At 73.8% G+C, this 19,643-nt stretch carries 7 protein-coding genes; 3 read left to right on the plus strand and 4 right to left on the minus strand.

The window, feature by feature from the left end; translation table 11 throughout:
• Positions 1-73 precede the first annotated feature (73 nt).
• Positions 74-820: a TetR/AcrR family transcriptional regulator gene (locus tag ACH4XV_RS20805; RefSeq protein WP_395791800.1), complete on the plus strand. Its 747-nt coding sequence runs from the start codon at positions 74-76 to the stop codon at positions 818-820.
• Here ACH4XV_RS20805 and ACH4XV_RS20810 read toward each other — a convergent pair.
• From ACH4XV_RS20810 to ACH4XV_RS20825, 4 genes are read right to left on the minus strand one after another with little or no spacing between them, the layout of a single operon-like run.
• Positions 798-2,570: a dipeptide ABC transporter ATP-binding protein gene (locus tag ACH4XV_RS20810; RefSeq protein ID WP_395791802.1), complete on the minus strand. Its 1,773-nt coding sequence runs from the start codon at positions 2,568-2,570 to the stop codon at positions 798-800. The genes ACH4XV_RS20805 and ACH4XV_RS20810 overlap by 23 nt on opposite strands.
• Positions 2,567-3,427 carry an ABC transporter permease gene (locus tag ACH4XV_RS20815; protein WP_395791804.1) on the minus strand — a complete coding sequence of 287 codons (861 nt, stop codon included), beginning with the start codon at positions 3,425-3,427 and terminating at the stop codon, positions 2,567-2,569. Before ACH4XV_RS20815 ends, ACH4XV_RS20810 begins: the two co-directional genes overlap by 4 nt.
• 4 nt (positions 3,428-3,431) lie before the next feature.
• The gene (locus ACH4XV_RS20820; RefSeq protein WP_395791806.1) at positions 3,432-4,463 is read right to left on the minus strand and encodes an ABC transporter permease; all 1,032 of its coding nucleotides are present in this window, start codon (positions 4,461-4,463) and stop codon (positions 3,432-3,434) included.
• Complete coding sequence (locus ACH4XV_RS20825; protein WP_395791808.1) at positions 4,460-6,124, minus strand: ABC transporter substrate-binding protein; 1,665 nt, start codon at positions 6,122-6,124, stop codon at positions 4,460-4,462. Before ACH4XV_RS20825 ends, ACH4XV_RS20820 begins: the two co-directional genes overlap by 4 nt.
• Positions 6,125-6,772: 648 nt before the next feature.
• On the opposite strand from ACH4XV_RS20825, the gene ACH4XV_RS20830 reads away from it, so the two are divergent.
• Both ACH4XV_RS20830 and ACH4XV_RS20835 read left to right on the plus strand, forming a co-directional pair.
• Positions 6,773-9,751: an AAA family ATPase gene (locus tag ACH4XV_RS20830; RefSeq protein ID WP_395791810.1), complete on the plus strand. Its 2,979-nt coding sequence runs from the start codon at positions 6,773-6,775 to the stop codon at positions 9,749-9,751.
• A gap of 225 nt (positions 9,752-9,976) precedes the next feature.
• Positions 9,977-19,543 (plus strand): type I polyketide synthase, encoded by a 9,567-nt coding sequence (locus ACH4XV_RS20835; RefSeq protein ID WP_395791812.1) that lies wholly within the window; start codon positions 9,977-9,979, stop codon positions 19,541-19,543.
• Positions 19,544-19,643: the final 100 nt, after the last annotated feature.

The raw sequence follows: 19,643 nt of genomic DNA on the forward strand, positions 1-19,643 counted from the left end.
TCCAAGTTACCGATGAGATCAGTTAACTAAACTCGCGAGTAAAAATTAACAGCACGTCTGGTAACGTCGCAACATGGTCGAGGAAACGAGACGGTCGACGCCCCCGCCACCCGCCGCCCCCGCCGCCACCCGCGGCCGGATCGACAAGCGGCGGGCGATCCTGGCCGCCGCCGAGGCGGTGTTCACGCGCGAGGGCTACACACTCGCCGGGATCGACGCGATCGCCGCCGAGGCGGGCGTGTCCAAGCCGACCATCTACAACCACCTCGGCGGCAAGGAGAACCTCTTCCGCACCGTCGTGGTCGAGGCCGCGATCGAATCCAGCGGCCGGATCCTGACCGCCCTGGAGGCGTTCCCGACCGACGCCGAGGAACTGCATCCGCGCCTGACCGCGATCGCGCACCGCGTGGTGCAGTGCCAGGCCGGCGAGAAGGGCTGGGCGTTGCAGCGCCTGGTGTACGCCGAGGCGGCCCGTTTCCCGGACCTGTACGACACGATCCGCGAGGGCGGCACGGTCCGGATCGTCGACGCCCTGGCCGGTCGACTGGCCCGGCTCGCGCACGGCGGACACCTGGACATCGACGACCCGGTCACCGCCGCGAACCAGTTCCTCGCGCTGATCTCCGGCGACCTGCCCACACTCACCGCGCTCGGCACCCGGCCCGTTGACGACGCGGCCCTGCATCGCGCGGTGACCGCCGGGGTGACCACGTTCCTGCGCGCGTTCACCCCGCGCGCGGAACCCGCCGATCCACCCGCGTCCGTCGCCGGGGCGGGCACCCGCGCGTCCGGCCCGATCACGGCAGCGCCCCGCCGCTGAGCACCCGCCCGGCCGTACGCTTCGCCGGTTCCGGCGCGGCGTCTGGTGCTGCGCCGTCGACGGGTCCGGGCGGACGCGGTATCGCCGCCAGCAACTCCCGGGTGTAGGGCGCCTCGGGCCGGGTGAACACCCGCTCGGCGTCCCCGCTCTCCACCACCCGGCCGTCCTTCATCACCAGGATGCGATCGCTGACGTGCCGGATCACGCCCAGGTCGTGCGAGATGAACAGCAGCGCCAGGCCCAGTTCGGCCCGCAGGTCGGCGAGCAGGTCGAGGATCTGCGCCTGGATGGACACATCCAGCGCGGAGACCGGCTCGTCGCAGACGATCAACTCGGGCGAGGGCGCCAACGCGCGTGCGATCGCCACGCGTTGCCGCTGACCGCCGGACATGTCGCGCGGCCGACGTGCGAGCAGGTCCGTGGACAGGCCCACCAGATCGAGCAGTTCGGCCACCCGGGCCCGATGCGCGGCGCGGGTGGGGCGCAGCCGCCCGCCCGGCAGACCGGCGGCGGCGACCGCTTCGCCGAGGATGCGGGCCACCGAATACCGGGGGTCGAACGAGCCGAGCGGATCCTGTTGCACCGCCTGGATCCGGCCGCGCGAGGCCCTTCGCGCGGACTCCGGCAGCGTGCTCCACGGGGCGTCCCGGAAACGCACGGCCCCCGTGTCGGGGCGCTCCCACCCCAGTACGATCCGCGCGGCCGTGGTCTTGCCGGAGCCGGACTCGCCGACCACCCCGAGGGTTTCGCCGGCACGAACGGCGAACGACACGTCGCGGACCGCGTGGTGCCGGGTCCCGTCCGGACCGCGGAAACTCTTGCCGATGCCGGTCACGTCGAGCAGGACGTCGCCGACCGGGGGCGCGGGTGGGGTCGCCGGCCGGGTGCGGCCGACCGGCGCGGACAGCCGGGTGCCCTTGGCCCGGCCGGTCGGCACCGCCGCGAGCAACGCCCGCGTGTACGAGTGCTCCGGCTCGGCCAAGACCTGCTCGGTGGGCCCGTGTTCGACGATGCGACCCGCGTACATCACCGCGACCCGATCGGCCAGCCGGGCCACCGCCGCCAGGTCGTGGCTGATCATCAGCACCGACGTGCCCTCGTCCCGGAGCCGGCCGAGCAGCGTGAGGACCTGGGCCTGCACGGTCACGTCGAGCGCGGTGGTCGGCTCGTCCGCGAGCAGCAGTTCCGGCCCGGCGGCCAGCGCCGAGGCGATCAGCGCACGTTGACGCAGGCCGCCGGAGAGCTGGTGCGGATACTGCCGGGCCCGCCGGGCCGGATCCGGGATGCCGACGTCGGTGAGCAGTTCGAGCACTCGGGCACCGACCTGCCCGCGCGGCAACACGGCATGCGTCCGCAGCGCCTCGGCGACCTCGGAACCGACGGTGCGCAGCGGATCGAGCGAGACCAGCGCGTCCTGGAGCACCAGACCGATCCGCCGCCCGCGCAGCGCACGCCACCGCTTCTCGGACAGCGCGGTCAGGTCGGTGCCGTCGAAGGACAGCCGACGGGCCGTCACCCGGGCGCCGCCGCCGGTGAGTCCGACAAGGGTGCGGGCGGTGACACTCTTCCCGGAGCCGGATTCGCCCACCACGGCCAGGCATTCGCCGCGGTCGAGGGTGAACGAAACGTCCCGCACCACCGGTTCGCGGCCGGGGAAGGCGACGTCGAGCCCGTCCACGACCAGGAGGGGCGTGGCCGAGGCCGAGTGCGGGTTCGAGGCGGGGGCGAGGTCGGTGGTATGCGTGCTCATCGGGCAGTCCCTCCGGCGAAGCGGGCGCGGGCGTGTCGGCCGGCCACGTTCACCGCGATCACCGCGCAGGTCACCGCGGCGCCGGGGAACACCCCGATCCACCACGCGGTCTCCAGGAAGCCGCGCCCCTCGGAGAGCATCGCGCCCCACTCGGGGGACGGCGGTTGGGCGCCCAGGCCCAGGAAGCTGAGCCCGGACGCGTAGATCAGCGAGGTGCCGAAGCCGACCGTGCCGAGCACCAGGAGCGGCCCGATCGCGTTCGGCAACACGTGCCGGACGATCAGCACCCCGCGACGCAGGCCGAGGCCGGCCGCCGCCTCCACATAACCCGATCGGCGCACCACCAGCGCCTCCGCGCGGACCAGCCGCGCATAGCCGGGCATGGCCGCCACCGCCACCGCGACCATCACGTCGACCGTGCCGCGCCCGAGCAGGGTGACCACGAACAGCGCGAGCAACAACTCGGGCAGCGACAGCATGATGTCGGCCAGCCGCATCCCCACCTGATCGGCGACCCGCCCGCCCAGGGCCGAGGCCAGTCCCCACAGCGTGCCGCCGATCAGCGCGAACACCGTGGCGCCCAGGCCGAGCAGCAGCGAGGGGCGGGCGCCGTGCAGCACCCGTGCGAATACGTCCCGGCCGAGCTGGTCGGTGCCGAACCAGTGCTCGGCGCCGGGCCCTTGGAGCGCGGCGAGCGGGTCGGTCTCGATCGGCGAGGTGTCGGTGAACCACCCCGGGGCTAGGCCGATCAGCGCGAACAGCACGAGGACGGCGAGTGCGCACGCCACGCCGGGGCCGACCCGGCCGCGTCGCCGGATCCGTACCGGCCGCACGCTCTCGATCGTTGCCTGGGCCATCGGGTCACCCCTTCCGCAGCCGTGGATCGATGACGAGGTAGAGCAGATCGGTGACCTGCGAGATCACCACGAACACCAGGGCGGCGAGCAGGACGACGCCCATCACCACCGGCATGTCCTTGGTGTTCACCGATTGCAGGGTCAGCGCGCCGATCCCGGGTCGGGCGAAGACCTTCTCGACCAGTACGGTGCCGCCGAGCAGGGTGCCGGTCAGCCAACCCGACAGGGTCAGCAGCGCAATCGCCGCGTGCCGGAACGCGTGCCGCACGCGCACCGCGATCCGGCTCAGCCCGCGCGCTCGTGCGGTGACCACGAACGGCTCGGCCAGCGCCGTCTCCAGGCCCTCGCGCAACACCTGGGCCAACACCCCCGCGATCGGCAGCGCGAGTGTCACGGCCGGCAGCACCAGGGTCTGTACACCCTCGGTGCCGGCCACCGGGAACCACTGGAGTCGGAACGAGAACACGGTGAGCAACACGATGCCCAGCCAGAACGACGGCGTGGAGACCGCGACCAACTCCCAGGCGCTCAACGCCGAACGCAGCCCGGACCGGCGCCCGGCGGTGGTGATCGCCGAGACCACGGCGATCACCACCGCCAACCCGAGGGCTGCCGAGGCCAGTTCAAGGGTCGGTTGGAACTGCTCGCCGATCAGGGCGGAGACGGGTTGCTGGAGCTGATAGGACTCGCCGAGTCGGCCGTGCAACAACTCGCCCAGATAGTGCAGGTATTGCCCAAGGACCGGTTCGTCGAAGCCGTAGTCGGCGCGGATCTGCGCCCGTACGGCGGGCGACGCGGTGGTCTGCGGGCCCAGGAGCGTGGCCACCGGATCGCCCGGCAGCAACTTGAGCCCGACGAAGGCGAGCGTCGCCGCGCCGAGCAGCACGGAGGCCACGGCCACCAGCCGGGCGCCGATCGCGCGCAGCAGCCGCGGCGGGCGCGGCGGGCCCGGCGGATCGGCGGACGCCGCGGCCTCGGCCGGGGCGGACGCGTCGACCGGGGTCGGCGCGTCCGCCATCGTCGGTGGGGAACTCATCGCCGCGCGCTCCACACGTCGTGGAACAGCGGCCAGGCGTTGGGGTCCAGGCGCAGTCCGTTGACGTGCTTGCCGGTGGCGAAGATCGTGGTGGCCGCGTAGAGCGGGACCACCGCCGCGTGTTCGATCACCCAGCCCTGGGTCTGCGCGTACAGCCGGTCGCGGGTGGGCCGGTCCAGCGTCGCCGCCGCCGCGTCCGTCCACTGGTCGATCTGCGGGTTGCTCAGCCAGGCCGCGTTTTGCCCACCGGTGCTGGGCAGGTTGGCCGAGTTGAAGTACAGCCGCAACACGTCGGGTTCGAAGCGCGCCCAGCTCATGTCCAGCACGTCGTACTTGCCCGCGTAGGCGTTCGTGGTGAACGCGCCCAGGTCCAGGGCCGGCCGCTGCACCTCGACGCCGATCTTCTTCAGGTCCGACTGCACGGCCTGGGCCAGGATGTCGCGCTGTTCGCGCACCGCGGCGGGCGCGCTGGGCCACTGCACGCTCAAACGTTTGCCGTCGCGGGTCCGGTATCCGTCGCCGTCCCGGCCCGTCCACCCGGCCTCGTCCAGCAACCGGCCCGCCAGCGCCGGGTCGTACGGCCAGGAGTTCTCCAGTGCCTTGTCGTAGCCCGGCGTGGCCGGGCCCAACGGGCCCCAGGCCCGCTTGTACTGGTCGAAGTAGATGGACTGGACGTTCGGCCCGATGTTGATCGCGCGCTGAACGGCCCGCCGCACCCGTTCGTCGTCGAAGGGCGCCCGGGTGGTGTTCAGGAAGAGGCTGTAGACCGCGCCCGCGAAGTCGTGGCGCAGCACGCGTACGTCCGAACGCCCCTCCAGGCCCTTGACGTTGACCGGCGGGATCGACCCGGCGATGTCCACCTGGCCGCCGGCGAACGCGCCGACCCGGACCGAGTCCTCGGTCAGGAACCGGAACGTCAGCTTGTCCAGGTAGGCGGCGCCCTGGTGTTTGGCACCGGCCGGTGCCCAGTTGTACGCGGGGTTGTTCTCCAGGGTCAGACTCTGGCCCTTGGTGTGCGCGGCGAAGCGGAACGGGCCGGTGCCCACCAGTTGTGGTCCGCCCGCGCACAGCTTGTCGCCGTTGGCGGCGAGCGTCTGCGGTGAGTAGAAGCCCAGGTAGGCGGTGCTCGCGGCCTGGAGGAAGGGAGCGAACGGCTTGGTGAAGGAGACCTTCACCGTCGCCGGGTCGAGCACCTCGGTGCCGGCGTAGGGGCCGAGCAGACTCGCCGCGTACTGCGACTTGGTGGTCTTGGCCGCGATCCGGTCGAAGTTGACCTTGACCGCGTTCGCGTCGAACGTGGTGCCGTCGGTGAACTTCACGTCGGTGCGCAACTTGAATGTGTAGTGGGTCAGGTCCGGTGCGACCTCCCACGAAGTGGACAGCCAGGGCTGAAAGTTGCCCTGCTCGTCCTCGGCGACCAGCGAGTCGAACACGTTGCGTTGGATGGACGCCGTGATGTCCTGGGGGCTGACATGGATGTCGAAGCACGTGGGCTCGGTGTTGATCGCCACCGTCACCGATCCGCCCTTGACCGGCGGTCCCGCCGCCGGCTCCGCCGCGTTCGGGCCCGTCTTCGCGGTGGAGGAACAGGCCGACAGGACGAACGCGGCGGCCAGGGCCGCTCCGACGATTCTGGGTAGGCGTGGTCGGATGACGCGCATGGTCGAGTCCTGTCGAGAGTCGGGGATGCCACGAAGCGGCGCAGAGCGGGGCGAACAGCTGCCCCGGCCCTGAGGAAACTAGCCGCGCCGTCGGGACGCCCAGCACCCCTAGCGGACCCCTACCGACCCTTGCGCGTGCGGACGGGGTGATCCTCGCGTCCGCATGTCGCCTTTCTTTCGCGAGACCTTCGTGTTGACGCGACGCGGGCAGATTTCTAGACTGCCGGTCAGCTATGGAGCGAAAGTCCGAATCACCGATTCCGGACTCTTCCACTTCTTTTTCGGAGACGGCCGTGCAGGGGACCCGTGGAGCGAGCGCCTGGCGCCTCGCGCTGGTGTCCCGCCTCGACGTGGACCTCGCCCGCATGTCCAGCGGGCTGTGTCGCTGAATCCTCCGTGACTCGACCGGGGTCGGATCGACCCCACCCCGACGGCCGAGGTCGCCTCGGCGCGTCGGCAGGCCCGGCGGCCCCCGCGGATCGGGCCCGATAACACCTGTTTCGGCCGTTGTGTGCCGACGAGCCGCCGAACCGGGATATTCCGCGACGCCGCGGCCCCGACGTGTCCCCGGCGTGCGCAAATGTTAATCAGAGGCAATAGCTAATTCAACAAGCGGAAACACTTGGATTTCCGCCGGGGGAGTGGCACGTGTTTTTCGTGGGGCGAACCGAGGAACTCAGCCGACTGGATACCGCCCGGGCCCGCTGCGCGACCGGGGTCGGCGGCGCGACCACTGTCTGCGGGCCCGTGGCGGTCGGCAAGACCGCGCTCCTGCACGCCTTCGCCGAGCGGCCCGCCGCCGACGAGGCGCTGTTCCTGCGTGCCATCGGTACCCCGATGGAGCAGGACTTTCCGCTCGGGGTGGTGCGCCAACTGCTCCAGTCGGTCCCGCTCGCCGACGAGGATCCGGCCCGGATCGACCGGCTCCTGGAGGACGGGGCCCATACCGCCGCCTTCGGCGGCACCGACGCGTTGGACGCCACCACGGTGCGGGCGGTGCACGAACTGTCGGCGGTGGTACTGACGTTGGCCGAGTCGCGACCGGTCGTGGTGGTCGTGGACGACATCCAGCACGCCGACCCGGTGTCGTTGCAGTTCCTGGCCCACCTGATCCGGCGGATCCGCACCGCACGGGTGCTGGTCCTGCTCGGCGAACGCGAGTACGCCGCGGCCCCCTCGGCGGCGTTCGCCGCCTTCTCCGCCGACGTCGAACGCCAGCCGCACCACGGGCGGATCCGACTCGGCCTGCTCGGCCGCGTCTCGGTCGGCGAACTGCTCGAACCCGCCGTCGGCCCGACCGCCGCCGCCCGGCTGACCGCCGATGTGCTCGAACTCACGGGCGGAAACCCGCTGTTGATCCGAGCCTTACTGGAGGACATGGGCGCGGGACAGCGCTCCGACAGTGCCCGGCGCCCGCTCCGGGCGACCGCGGCCGACGCCTACTGCCGAGCCCTGGTCGGCTGCCTGTACCGCCTGGACCCGGCCACCGTGGAGGTCGCGCGCGGCCTGGCCCTGCTCGGCGAGTCGGGTACGAGCGAGGGTCTGGCCGAACTGGTCGGCCTCGAACCCGCCACCGCCACCCGGGCGGCCCGCACCCTCAACGACGCCGGACTGGTCGCCTGCGGACGATTTCGCGACGACCGCGCCCGTGCGGCCGTGCTGAACACGATGACCCGGCCGGAGCGCGAACGTGGACACGGCCGGGCCGCGACGCTGCGACACATCGACGGCGCGCCGTCCGAGGCGGTGGCCAAACACCTCGCGGGCGCCGGGGAGTTCCGCGCGCCGTGGGCGGTGCGCACGCTGCGCGAGGCGGCCGAGGCGGTGGTCGCCGAGGGCGATCTGCGCCTCGCCGTCGACTACCTCAAGCTGGCCGAACGCATCGCCCCGGACGAATGCACCCGGGTGTCGATCAAGGCCTTCCTGATCGGACTGGAGTGGCTGGTCAACCCGGCCGCCGCCGCGCGACACGTGCCGTGGCTGGCCGCCGCGGTGCGCGACGGGCGGCTCAGCGGCCGGGACGCCCTGGCGTGCGTGCGCTACCTCGCCTGGTACGGCCGGCTCGAGGAGGCCAGGATCGTGATCGAGGCGGGTCGGCAATCGTGCGCGCCCGGCGAGTCGGCCGACTGGGTCACCGCCGCCGAGACCCGGGCCGCCCGGTTCTGGCTCAAGTACTGGTACCCGGCCGTCGACGCGGGCCTGCCCGAATACGGGACCGAGGTGTCCCCGCTGCCCGCGACCATCGGCCGGATCGAGGGATTGGACCTGCTCACCGACGTCCTGGCCGGCCGGCTCGACGCCGACCGGGTCTGCGACCGGGCCGAGCGCATCCTGCGCGGCGCGCGCCTGGAGGACGCCACGGTGGAGTCGCTCACCTCCGCGCTGACCGCGTTGGTCTACGCCGACCGGGCCGCCGAGGCCCAGGAGTGGTGCGTGGCGCTGATCGACCGGGCGGCCGGTCGGCGCAGCCCGATCGCCCACGCGCTGTTCTCGGCGGTGCTCGGCGAGATCACCGTGCGCCAGGGCGACCTGCTCGGCGCCGAGGAGAGCGCCGCGACCGCGCTGACCCGGATCGCCCCCGAGGGCTGGGGAGTGGCGGTAGGGGTTCCGCTGGCCGCCCGGATCGTCGCCGCGGTCGCGCGCGGTGACCGGGAGCAGGCCGCCCGGCTGCTCGAACTCCCGGTCCCCGGAGCGATGTTCCACACCCCGGCCGGGCTGCACTACCTGCATGCCTGCGGGCGGTACAACCTGGCCACCGGCCGCGCCGACGCGGCGCTGCACGACTTCCTGTCCTGCGGCGAGCTGATGACGGCGTGGCGGATCGACCTGCCCGGCCTGGTGCCCTGGCGGGTCGAGGCGGCCCGGGCCCACGTACACCTCGGCGACCACGACGCGGCCCGCGAGTTGTTGGCCGAACAGTTCGACCGGCTCGCGGATGAACCGTCGCGCACCCGGGGGCTCGCGCTCGGCGTGCAGGCGTCCGTGGTCGAACTGCGGCGCCGCCCGGCGCTGTTGTGGGAGGCGATCCGCGAACTCCAGGCCTGCGGTGACCGCTTCGAGTTGTCCCTGGTGTTCGCCCAACTCGGCAACGCCTACCGCGAACTGGGCGACTTCGGCCGGGCCCGACGGGCGGCCCGACGTGCCCGACACCTGTCCGAGGTGTGCCGGGCCGAGCTGCCGCACACCCTGTCGCGTACCGACCGGCTGGCCGCCGTACCCGACCGGGACGGTGCGATATCTCGCCTGCGCGGCACGACACCCGAGCCGGCGCCGATCCACGAACCCGCGACGAACCGCGAGGCGGACCGGATCGCCGAACGCCCCGGGCGGCCCGAGCACCGCGAAACGGCTCGCATCACGTTGCCGGCGGTGTCCCGGAGCGCCTCCCCGAGCCACTCCGCGAGCGCCTCCCCGGGCGCCGACGAGCAGCCCGGCGCGGGTCTGAGCGACGCCGAACGCCGCGTCGCGGCGCTGGCCGCCCAGGGCCAGACCAACCGGGAGATCTCCCGCCGGCTGTTCATCACGGTCAGCACCGTCGAACAACACCTGACCCGGGTGTACCGCAAACTCGGGGTGGCCCGCCGACTGGACCTCCCGCCCTGGCTGGAGGAGGAGATCGCGGGCTGAATCGACCCCGATCGGGGAGCACGACCGAGGGCCGCCGCGCATCCGGCGCGGCGGCCCTCCGCATGCCCCGACAGGGGTCGTTTCGGACCCCTTCCGCTATGGGGTCGGTAGGGGATCGACAGGGGTATTCGGGCGGGGTGCGCCGGACGAATCCTGAGGTCGTTCGGCGCACTCGTCGCCGTTCGGGATCGGACCGTTCGGCATGGGGGGCGACACTCCGCGATGATGACGACCAGTGAGAACACCGCCGGCGACCGCGATCGGCACGGCGCCGCGATCGCCGTCATCGGAACCGCCTGCCGGCTGCCGGGCGCCGCCGACCCCGCCGCGTTCTGGCGGCTCCTCGCGGACGGTGTGGACGCCGTCGGCGAGGCGGGCACCGAGCGCCGGCGCGGCGCGGAGCTGCGGCCCGGGGGCTACCTCGACCGGGTGGACACCTTCGACGCGGCGTTCTTCGGCATCTCGCCACGCGAGGCCGACGCGATGGACCCGCACCAGCGGCTGGCCCTCGAACTCGGGTGGGAGGCCGCCGAAGACGCCGGCCTCCTGCCCGGATCCCTCGCGGGCACCCGGGCCGGCGTGTTCGTCGGCGCGATCGCCGGCGACTGGTCCACCGTGGTGCACCGGTACGGAACCGACGCGATCACCCGGCACACCTTCACCGGCGTCGCCCGAGCGCTGATCGCCAACCGCCTGTCCTGGGCCCTGGACCTGCACGGCCCGAGCCTGACCGTCGACACCGCGCAATCCTCCTCGCTGGTCGCGGTACACCTGGCCTGCGAGAGCCTGCGCAGCGGCGAGTCCACCGTCGCGTTCGCCGGCGGCGTGCACCTGAACCTGGCGGCGGAGAGCACCGTCGCCGCGGAACGTTTCGGCGCGTTGTCCCCGGACCACCGCTCGTTCACCTTCGACGCCCGCGCCAACGGCTTCGTACGCGGCGAGGGCGGCGCGGTGTTGCTGCTCAAGCCGCTGGACCGGGCGCTGGCCGACGGCGACCCGATCCACGCGGTGATCCACGGCAGCGCGGTCACCAGCGACGGCGACACCGACGGCCTCACGGTGCCGGACGTCGGCGCCCAGACCGAGGTGCTGCGCCGCGCCGCGGCCGCCGCCGGGGTGGCGCCCGACCGGATCCAGTACGTCGAACTGCACGGCACCGGCACGCGCGTCGGCGACCCGATCGAGGCCGCCGCGCTCGGCACCGCCTACGGCACCGGCCGCACCGGCGCGGACCGGCTCGCGGTGGGCTCGGTGAAGACCAACATCGGTCACCTGGAGGGCGCTTCCGGCATCGTCGGACTGCTCAAGACGGTACTCGGAATCCGCCGACGTACGCTGCCCGCGACCCTGCACCACACCACCGCGAACCCGGCGATCGACCCGGCCGGGAACGGACTGCGGGTGCAGACCGAAGCGGGACCGTGGCCGCACCCGGATCGGCCGCTCCTCGCGGGGGTCAGCTCGTTCGGGATGGGCGGTACGAACTGCCATGTGGTGGTGGGCGAGGCGCCCGCGGCGGTGGCCCCGGATTCCGCGCCCGACGGCCCCCGTGCGCTCGTCGCCTCCGTCCTGCCGTGGCCGCTGTCCGCCCGCGACCCGCGCGCGCTGCCCGGCCAGGCCGGCCGGCTCGCGACGGTGGACGCCGCGCCCGAGGACGTCGCACTCACCCTCGCTGCCCACCGCACCGCATTCACCCACCGGGTAGTGCTCCTGGGCGAGGACGCGGCCGAACTCCGCGAAGCCGCCGCCGCGTCGGCCGCCGGTCTGCCCAGCGCCGGCGCGGTCACCGGCGTCGCCCACCCGCACACCTCCACCGTGTTCGTCTTCCCCGGCCAGGGCTCCCAGTGGATCGGCATGGCTCGGCAACTCCGGGCCGAATCGCCGGTGTTCGCGACACACCTGGAGGCCTGCGCGGACGCGCTCGCGCCGCACGTCGACTGGTCGCCGCACGACGTCCTGCGGGACGTGCCCGGGGCACCCGGGCTCGACCGCGTCGACGTCGTACAACCCGCGCTGTTCGCCGTGATGGTGTCGCTGGCCCGCCTGTGGGAGGCGTTCGGCGTGCGCCCGGACGCGGTGATCGGCCACTCGCAGGGCGAGATCGCCGCCGCGCACATCGCCGGCGCGCTCACCCTGGCCGATGCCGCGCGTCTGGTCGCCCGGCGCAGCCGGCTCCTGGCCGGCCTCGCGCTCGGTGGCGGCATGGCCTCCATACCGCTCCCGGCCGACGAGGTGCGCGCCGCGCCCGGCGTACAGGCCGGCCGGATCGCGATCGCAGCGATCAACGGCCCCTCGTCCACCGTGGTCTCCGGTGACCGCGACGCGCTGGACAAGCTGCTCGCCGACTACACCGAGGCGGGCGTCGACGTCCGGTCCATCCCGGTCGACTACGCCTCGCACTCGGCCCACGTGGAGCCGCTGCGCGTCGACCTGGCCCGCGAACTCGACGGACTCGCACCGGCATCGAGCGACGTCACGTTCTACTCCACGGTCACCGGCGGCCCGCTGGACACCGCCGGGCTCGACGCCGACTACTGGTATCGCAACCTGCGCGGCACCGTGCGCTTCGAGGACGCGGTCCGCGCCGCGCTCGCCGACGGCCGGCGCGCCTTTGTCGAGGCGAGTCCGCACCCCGTGTTGACCATGGGACTTCGGCAGATCCTCGACGGAGCCGGCGCCGAGGATGCCACCGCGGCGCTGACGGTGGGCACGCTGCGGCGCGACGACGGCGGGGCACGCCGGTTGTTGACCTCGCTCGCCCAGGCGTACGTCCACGGCGTTCCCGTGGACTGGACCGCCGCGCTGCCGGCCGACGCCCGACGGACCGAACTGCCCACGTACGCCTTCCTGCCGACAGCGCACTGGATCGCGGAACCGACGGCGGCGCCGGCGGGCGGGGCAGCCGGATCCGTGCGAACCGAGGGCATTGGTGCCGGTAACTCCTCAAGCAGCGACGGCGGTTCGCACCACAGCGACGACCCCGGACGCACCGCCCTCGACCCCCTCGTCCTCGTCCGCGCCACCGCCGCCGTCGTGCTCGGCCACGCCGGCCCCGGTGCGGTCGACCCCGATCGCACCTTCAAGGACCTCGGCTTCGACTCGGTCGGCGCGCTGGAGTTCCGCGACCGGCTGGCCGCCGCGAGCGGGACCGCGCTGTCCGCCTCGCTGACGTTCGACCACCCGACCCCCCGGGCCGTCGCCGGCCATCTCGCGCACCGCACGGCCGGCACCGTGCCCGCGGATGCCGGCGCGCCCGGGACCGGCCCGGCGCCGGCCGCGCCCGAGGACGATCCGATCGTCATCGTCGCGGCCGGCGGCCGGTGGCCCGGCGGCGCGGACACCCCCGAGGCGCTGTGGGACCTGCTCGCGACCGGCACCGACACCATCGGCCCGTTCCCGACCAACCGTGGCTGGGACCTCGACGCGCTCCACGACCCCGACCTCGAGCACGGCCGACCCGGGACGACCTACGTACGCGCGGGCGGGTTCCTGCCCGCCGCCGACACCTTCGACGCGGGCTTCTTCGGGATCAGCCCGCGCGAGGCCGCCGCGATGGATCCGCAGCAGCGGCTGCTCCTGGAGACCGCGTGGGAGGTGGTCGAGCGGGCGGGCATCGCCCCGAGCACACTGCGCGGCACCCGGGCGGGCGTCTTCGTCGGCACCATGCCGCAGGAGTACGGGCCGCGCCTGCACGAGGCATCCGAGGACCACGCCGGACACCTGCTCACCGGCGCGCTGACCAGCGTCGCGTCCGGGCGGCTCGCGTACACCCTCGGCCTGGAGGGCCCGGCGCTCACGATCGACACCGCGTGCTCGTCGTCCCTGGTCGCGCTGCACCTGGCGGCGCGTTCGTTGCGCGCGGGCGAGTGCACCCTCGCGCTGGCCGGCGGCGTCACCGTGATGTCCACGCCCGGCATGTTCACCGAGTTCAGCCGGCAGCGCGGGCTCGCCCCCGACGGCCGCTGCAAGCCGTTCGCCGCCGCCGCGGACGGTACAGCGTGGGCCGAGGGCGCGGCCCTGGTTCTCCTTGAGCGCCGCTCCGACGCGCGCCGCAACGGGCATCCCGTACTCGCCGTGCTGCGGGGCAGCGCGATCAACCAGGACGGCGCGTCCAACGGCCTGACCGCGCCCAACGGGCCCGCGCAGCAGCGGGTGATCCGCGCCGCGCTGCACGACGCCGGGCTGAGCGCGGCCGAGGTCGACGCGGTCGAGGCGCACGGGACCGGCACCACTCTGGGTGACCCGATCGAGGCCGAGGCGCTGCTGTCCACGTACGGCGCGGACCGGCCGGCCGATCGACCGCTGCTGGTCGGCTCGGTCAAGTCCAACCTCGGACACACCCAGGCCGCCGCCGGCGTCACCGGCGTGATCGCGCTGATCGAGGCCATGCGACACGGCGAACTCCCGCGCACGCTGCACCTGGACGCACCGTCGCCGCACGTGGATTGGGCCCGGGGCGGGGTGCGTCTGCTCGCCGAGCCCACCCCCTGGCCCGACACCGACCGGCCGCGCCGCGCCGCGGTGTCCTCGTTCGGGATCAGCGGCACCAACGCGCACGTGATCCTGGAGCAGGCCCCGATCGAGGCGCCGCCGACCCAGGCGGCCCGGGACGACGCCGGGCCGTGGACGTTGTCCGCCGCGAGCGAGGACGCGCTGCCCGCTCAGGCCGCCCGGCTGCGGACACACCTGGCCCAGCGACCCGACCTCGCGCTCGGCGACCTGGCCCTGGCCCTGGCCGGCACCCGGGACACCCTCGCGCACCGTGCGGTGATCACCGGCAACGGACGGGACGACCTGGTGCGCGGGCTCGACGCGCTCGTCGACGGCCTCGACGCGGCCAACCTGATCGAGGGAGTCGCCCGCCCGAGCGCGCCGCTCGCCGTGCTGTTCAGCGGCCAGGGCAGCCAGCGCATCGGCATGGGCCGCGAACTCTACGCCGCCGAACCGGTGTTCGCCCGCGCCCTGGACGAGACGCTGAAATACCTGGACGCGGCCCTCGAACGCCCGCTGCGCGACCTGCTGTTCGCCGAACCGGGAAGTGCCGAGGCCGCGATGCTCGGCGAAACCGCTCACACCCAACCCGCGTTGTTCGCGATCGAGACCGCGCTGTACCGCCTCGCCGAGGCGTACGGAGTGCGTGCCGACCACCTGATCGGCCACTCGATCGGCGAACTGACCGCGGCCCACATCGCCGGCGTGCTCGACCTCCCGGACGCCGCCGCCTTGGTCGTCGCCCGGGGCCGTCTGATGGGCCAACTGCCCGCCACCGGTGCGATGGTCGCGCTCCAGGGCACCGAGGACGAGATCGCCGCCCTGATCGCCGGCCACCCCACCGAGGTCGGTATCGCGGCGGTGAACGGCCCCGACTCGGTGGTGATCTCGGGTACGGCCGACCTCGTCGAAGCGCTCGCCGACCGGTGGCGGACCGCCGGTCGCAAGAGCAAACGACTCCGGGTGAGCCACGCGTTCCACTCCCCGCACATGGACGCCGTGCTGGACGAGTTCCGCGCGGTGGCGGCGGGTATACGCTTCGGCGCGCCGCGCATCCCGATCGTGTCCAACCTGACCGGGGACCTCGCCGACGCCGCCGAACTCGCCGATCCGAACTACTGGGTCCGGCACATCCGCGAGGCGGTGCGCTTTTGCGACGGCATCCGCCGACTCGCCGACCTCGGCACCACCACCTTCCTCGAACTCGGCCCCGACGCCGTGCTGACCGCGCTCGCCCTGGCGAACCTGGACGACCCGTCGGCGGTCGTGGTCGCCGCGCTGCGTGCCGACCGCCCCGAACCGGCGACGTTCACCCACGCGCTGGCCCGGCTGCACGTCACCGGCACACCCGTCGACTGGACCGCGACACGCCGCGAGGGGCGCGAGATCGGCCGGGTCGACCTGCCCACCTACGCGTTCCAACGTCGCCGGTACTGGCTGGACACGTCCCGGGCGAGCACCGACGCGACCTCGGCCGGTCTCGACCCGAGTGAACACCCGTTCCTGGGCGCGGATCTGACCCGCGCGGACGGCTCCGGCCGGGTTTGGACCGGGACCCTGTCCACCAAGAACCGACCCTGGCTCGCCGACCACGCGGTCCAGGACACGGTCCTGTTGCCCGGCACCGCCTTCGTCGACCTCGCGCTGTACGCCGCCGAACAGAGCGGCGCCGGCGGCATCGGCGAACTCGTGCTGGCCGCACCGCTGGTGCTGCCCGACGCGGAGCCGGTCCGGATCGAACTCGCCGTCGGCGCCGAACAGCCGGACGGCACCCGGGCGCTGACCGTACACTCGCGGGCCGCCGACACCGAGACCTGGACCAGACACGCCACCGGCCGACTGGACCCGGCCCGGGACACGACCCCCGCACCGAACGACACCGCGTGGCCGCCACCCGGGGCGAGCCCGATCGACGTCGACGACGTCTACGACCGCCTTGCCGCCCTGGGCTACCACTACGGCCCGGCGTTCCAGGGCCTGATCGCCGCCTGGCGGGCCGGCGACGACCTGCTCGCCGAGGTGGAACTGCCCGACCACGTCGAGGAGATCGGCCACCGGGTCCACCCCGCGCTGCTCGACGCCGCGCTGCACGCCGTGGTGGCGCTGCTGCCCGGCTCCGACCCGGCCGCGCCCACCCGGCTGCCGTTCGCCTGGGCCGGGGCCACCGCGCACATCGACGGCGCCCGTGAACTGCGGGTCCGGATCAGCCCGATCGGCCCGGACACGATCGCCCTGACCGCCACCGACGACCAGGGCACGCCGGTCGTGACGATCGACCGGCTCACGCTGCGCGCGATCCCGGCGGACCGGCTCGCGACCCGACCGGGCTCCGACCCGGGTTCGGGCCCGGACTCGGCCGCGGACTTCTGGTACCGGGTCGACTGGATGCCCGTGCCGCCGGGCGAGTCGACGGCGGAGCAGGGCCGTTGGGTCATCCTCGGCGAGCCCACCGACCCGCTCGGTCTCACCGCGTTCGCCGAAGCCGACGACCGGTCGGTGGTGTTCCACTCCGACCTCGACGCGCTGCGGGCCGCCTTGGCCGCCGGCGCCCCCCGCCCCGCCCGTGTGCTGGTCCCGTTCGCCCGGCCGATCCCGGAACTGGGCACCGTCGTGGCCACACACGCGGTCACCGAGCGGGCCGCAACGCTCCTGGGCTCCTGGTTGGCCGACCCCGAACTCGGCGACATCACACCGGTCCTGATCACCCGCGAGGCGATCGCCACCCACCCCGGCGAAGATGTGCGCGACCCGACCACCGCCGGTCTGTGGGGCCTGGTCAGGGCCGCCGCCGGGGAACACCCGGGCCGGCTGCGCGTGCTCGACCTGGACACCCATCCCGACTCGCTCGCCGCACTGCCCGCCGCACTGGCCGCACCCGAGCCGCAACTCGCGCTGCGCGGCGGCGACATCCTCACGCCGCGGCTGGCCCGGGTGCGCCCCGACGACGCGCTGGAGCCACCGCGCGCCGACGAACCGTGGCGGCTCGACGTCACCGAACCGGGCACGATCGACAACGTCGCGATGCTGCCGGCCCCCGAGGCCGCCGCGCCGTTGGCGCCCGGCCAGGTCCGGATCGCGCTGCGCGCCGCCGGGCTGAACTTCCGCGACGTGCTGATCGCCCTCGGTGTCTACCCCGGCGCCGCCCGGATCGGCGCGGAGGGCGCCGGCCGGGTCCTCGAAGTCGCCCCGGACGTCACGGAACTCGCGGTCGGCGACCGGGTGATGGGCCTGCTGCCCGGTGTGCTCGGGTCCCGGGCCGTGGTCGACCACCGCCTGCTCACCCCGATCCCGACCGGGTGGACGTACGCCCAGGCCGCCACCGTGCCCGTGGCGTTCCTGACCGCCTACCACGGCCTGGTCGAACTGGCCGGGCTGCGCGCCGGGGAATCGGTCCTGGTACACGCCGCCACCGGCGGGGTCGGTACCGCCGCCGTACAACTCGCCCGACACCTGGGCGCCGACGTACACGGCACCGCGAGCCCGGCCAAGTGGCCCACGCTGCGCGCCCAGGGCCTGCCCGACGAGCGCATCGCCTCCTCCCGCACCCTCGACTTCGAGGACCGCTTCCGGGACACCACCGCAGGCCGGGGCGTCGACATCGTGCTCAACGCGCTCGCCCGCGAGTTCACCGATGCCTCCCTGCGACTGCTCGCCCGCGGCGGCCGATTCGTCGAACTGGGCAAGACCGACCCGCGCGACCCGGCCCAGGTGCGCGCAGCACACCCAGGGGTCGACTACCGGGCCTTCGACCTGCTGACCCTGGACCCCGCGCACGTCGCGCGCATGTTGCGAGCCCTGGCCCCGCTGTTCGCGACCGGCACGCTCACCCCGCTGCCGGTCACCGCGTGGGACGCCCGACACGCGATCCCGGCGCTGCGCCGGCTGAGCCAGGCCCGCCACACCGGCAAACTCGTCCTCACCATCGCGCCCACCCCCACCCCCTTCGACCCCGCCGGCACGGTCCTGATCACCGGCGGCACCGGCACCCTCGGTGCCCTCGCCGCCCGCCGCCTGGTCGCCGAACACGGCGCTCGACACCTGCTCCTGGTCGGCCGGCACGGCCCGGCCGCCCCCGGCGCGGCCGAACTGCGCGCCGAACTGGCGACCGCCGGTGCCACGGTCGAGATCGCCGCGTGCGACGTGGCCGACCCGACAGCGCTCGCCGAGCTGCTGGCCGGCATCCCGACCGCACACCCGCTGACCGCGATCGTGCACACCGCCGGTGTGGTCGCCGACGGCGCGCTCACCGGCACCGACCCCGACCGCCTGCACGCCGTACTGCGGCCCAAGGTCGACGCCGCCTGGCACCTGCACACGCTCACCGCCGACCTGGACCTGTCCGCCTTCGTGCTCTACTCGTCCGCCGTCGGCGTACTCGGCAACCCCGGGCAGAGCGCCTACGCCGCGGCCAACACCTTCCTCGACGCGCTCGCCCACCACCGGCACAGCCTCGGCCTGGCCGCCACCTCGATCGGCTGGGGCCACTGGGCCGAGGCGGGCGGCCTGGCCGCACACCTGACCGACGTCGACCGGCGCCGGCTCGCGGGCAGCGGCCTGGCCCCGATGCGCACCGACACCGCCCTCGACCTGCTGGACCGGGCCCTGGACACCCCGCTGCCCGCACCGATCGCGGCCCGCATCGACACCGGCACACTGCGCCCGGACGCGGCCGCCGGCGTACTCGCCGGCCTGACCCGCGCGGCCGGCCAGGCCCGGGTGCCCGCCCAGCGCGGCGCGGCCCGGAGCAGCCGCAAACCCGCCGTCGGCCTGCGCGATCGCCTCGCGGGTCGCCCGGTCGACGAACAGCGTCGCGAACTCCTGCTGTTCGTGCGCCAGACCGCCGCGGCCGTGCTCGGCCACGACGGACCCGCCTCCATCGCACCCGAACGCGGTTTTCTGGAGGCCGAGTTCGACTCGCTCGGCGCGATCGAGCTGCGCAACCGGATCAACGCCGGCACCGGCCTGGACCTGCCCTCCACGCTGGCCTTCGACCACCCCACCCCGATCGCGCTGGCCGAGCACCTGCGTGACCTGCTCGCCCCGGCCCCGGCCGTCCCGGACGGCGGCCGACTGCTCGCCGAACTCGATCGCTGGCAGGTGTCGTTGACCGACCTGCTGGACGCCGGGGCCGGTCCCGACGAGGGCTTTCGCACCGATGCGGTCGCCCGGCTGTACGGGCTGCTCGGCCGGCTCGGCGTCGACGCCCCGCAGGATCCGACCTCGGCGGTGATCGCCCGACTCGGCGCGGGTACGGACGACGAACTCTTCGACTTCATCGACAACGAACTCGGCATCTCCTGAGCCGGCACAGCGCGCTCACCCAGGCAGGAGCAGGACCGAGCACGCCCGAGCGGCCCGCGTGGATCCACGCGGGCCGGCCGGGCACCCCGACGCGTACCAC

Source organism: Embleya sp. NPDC020630, from assembly GCF_044334985.1.
In the GTDB taxonomy this organism is placed as follows: Bacteria; Actinomycetota; Actinomycetes; order Streptomycetales; family Streptomycetaceae; genus Embleya.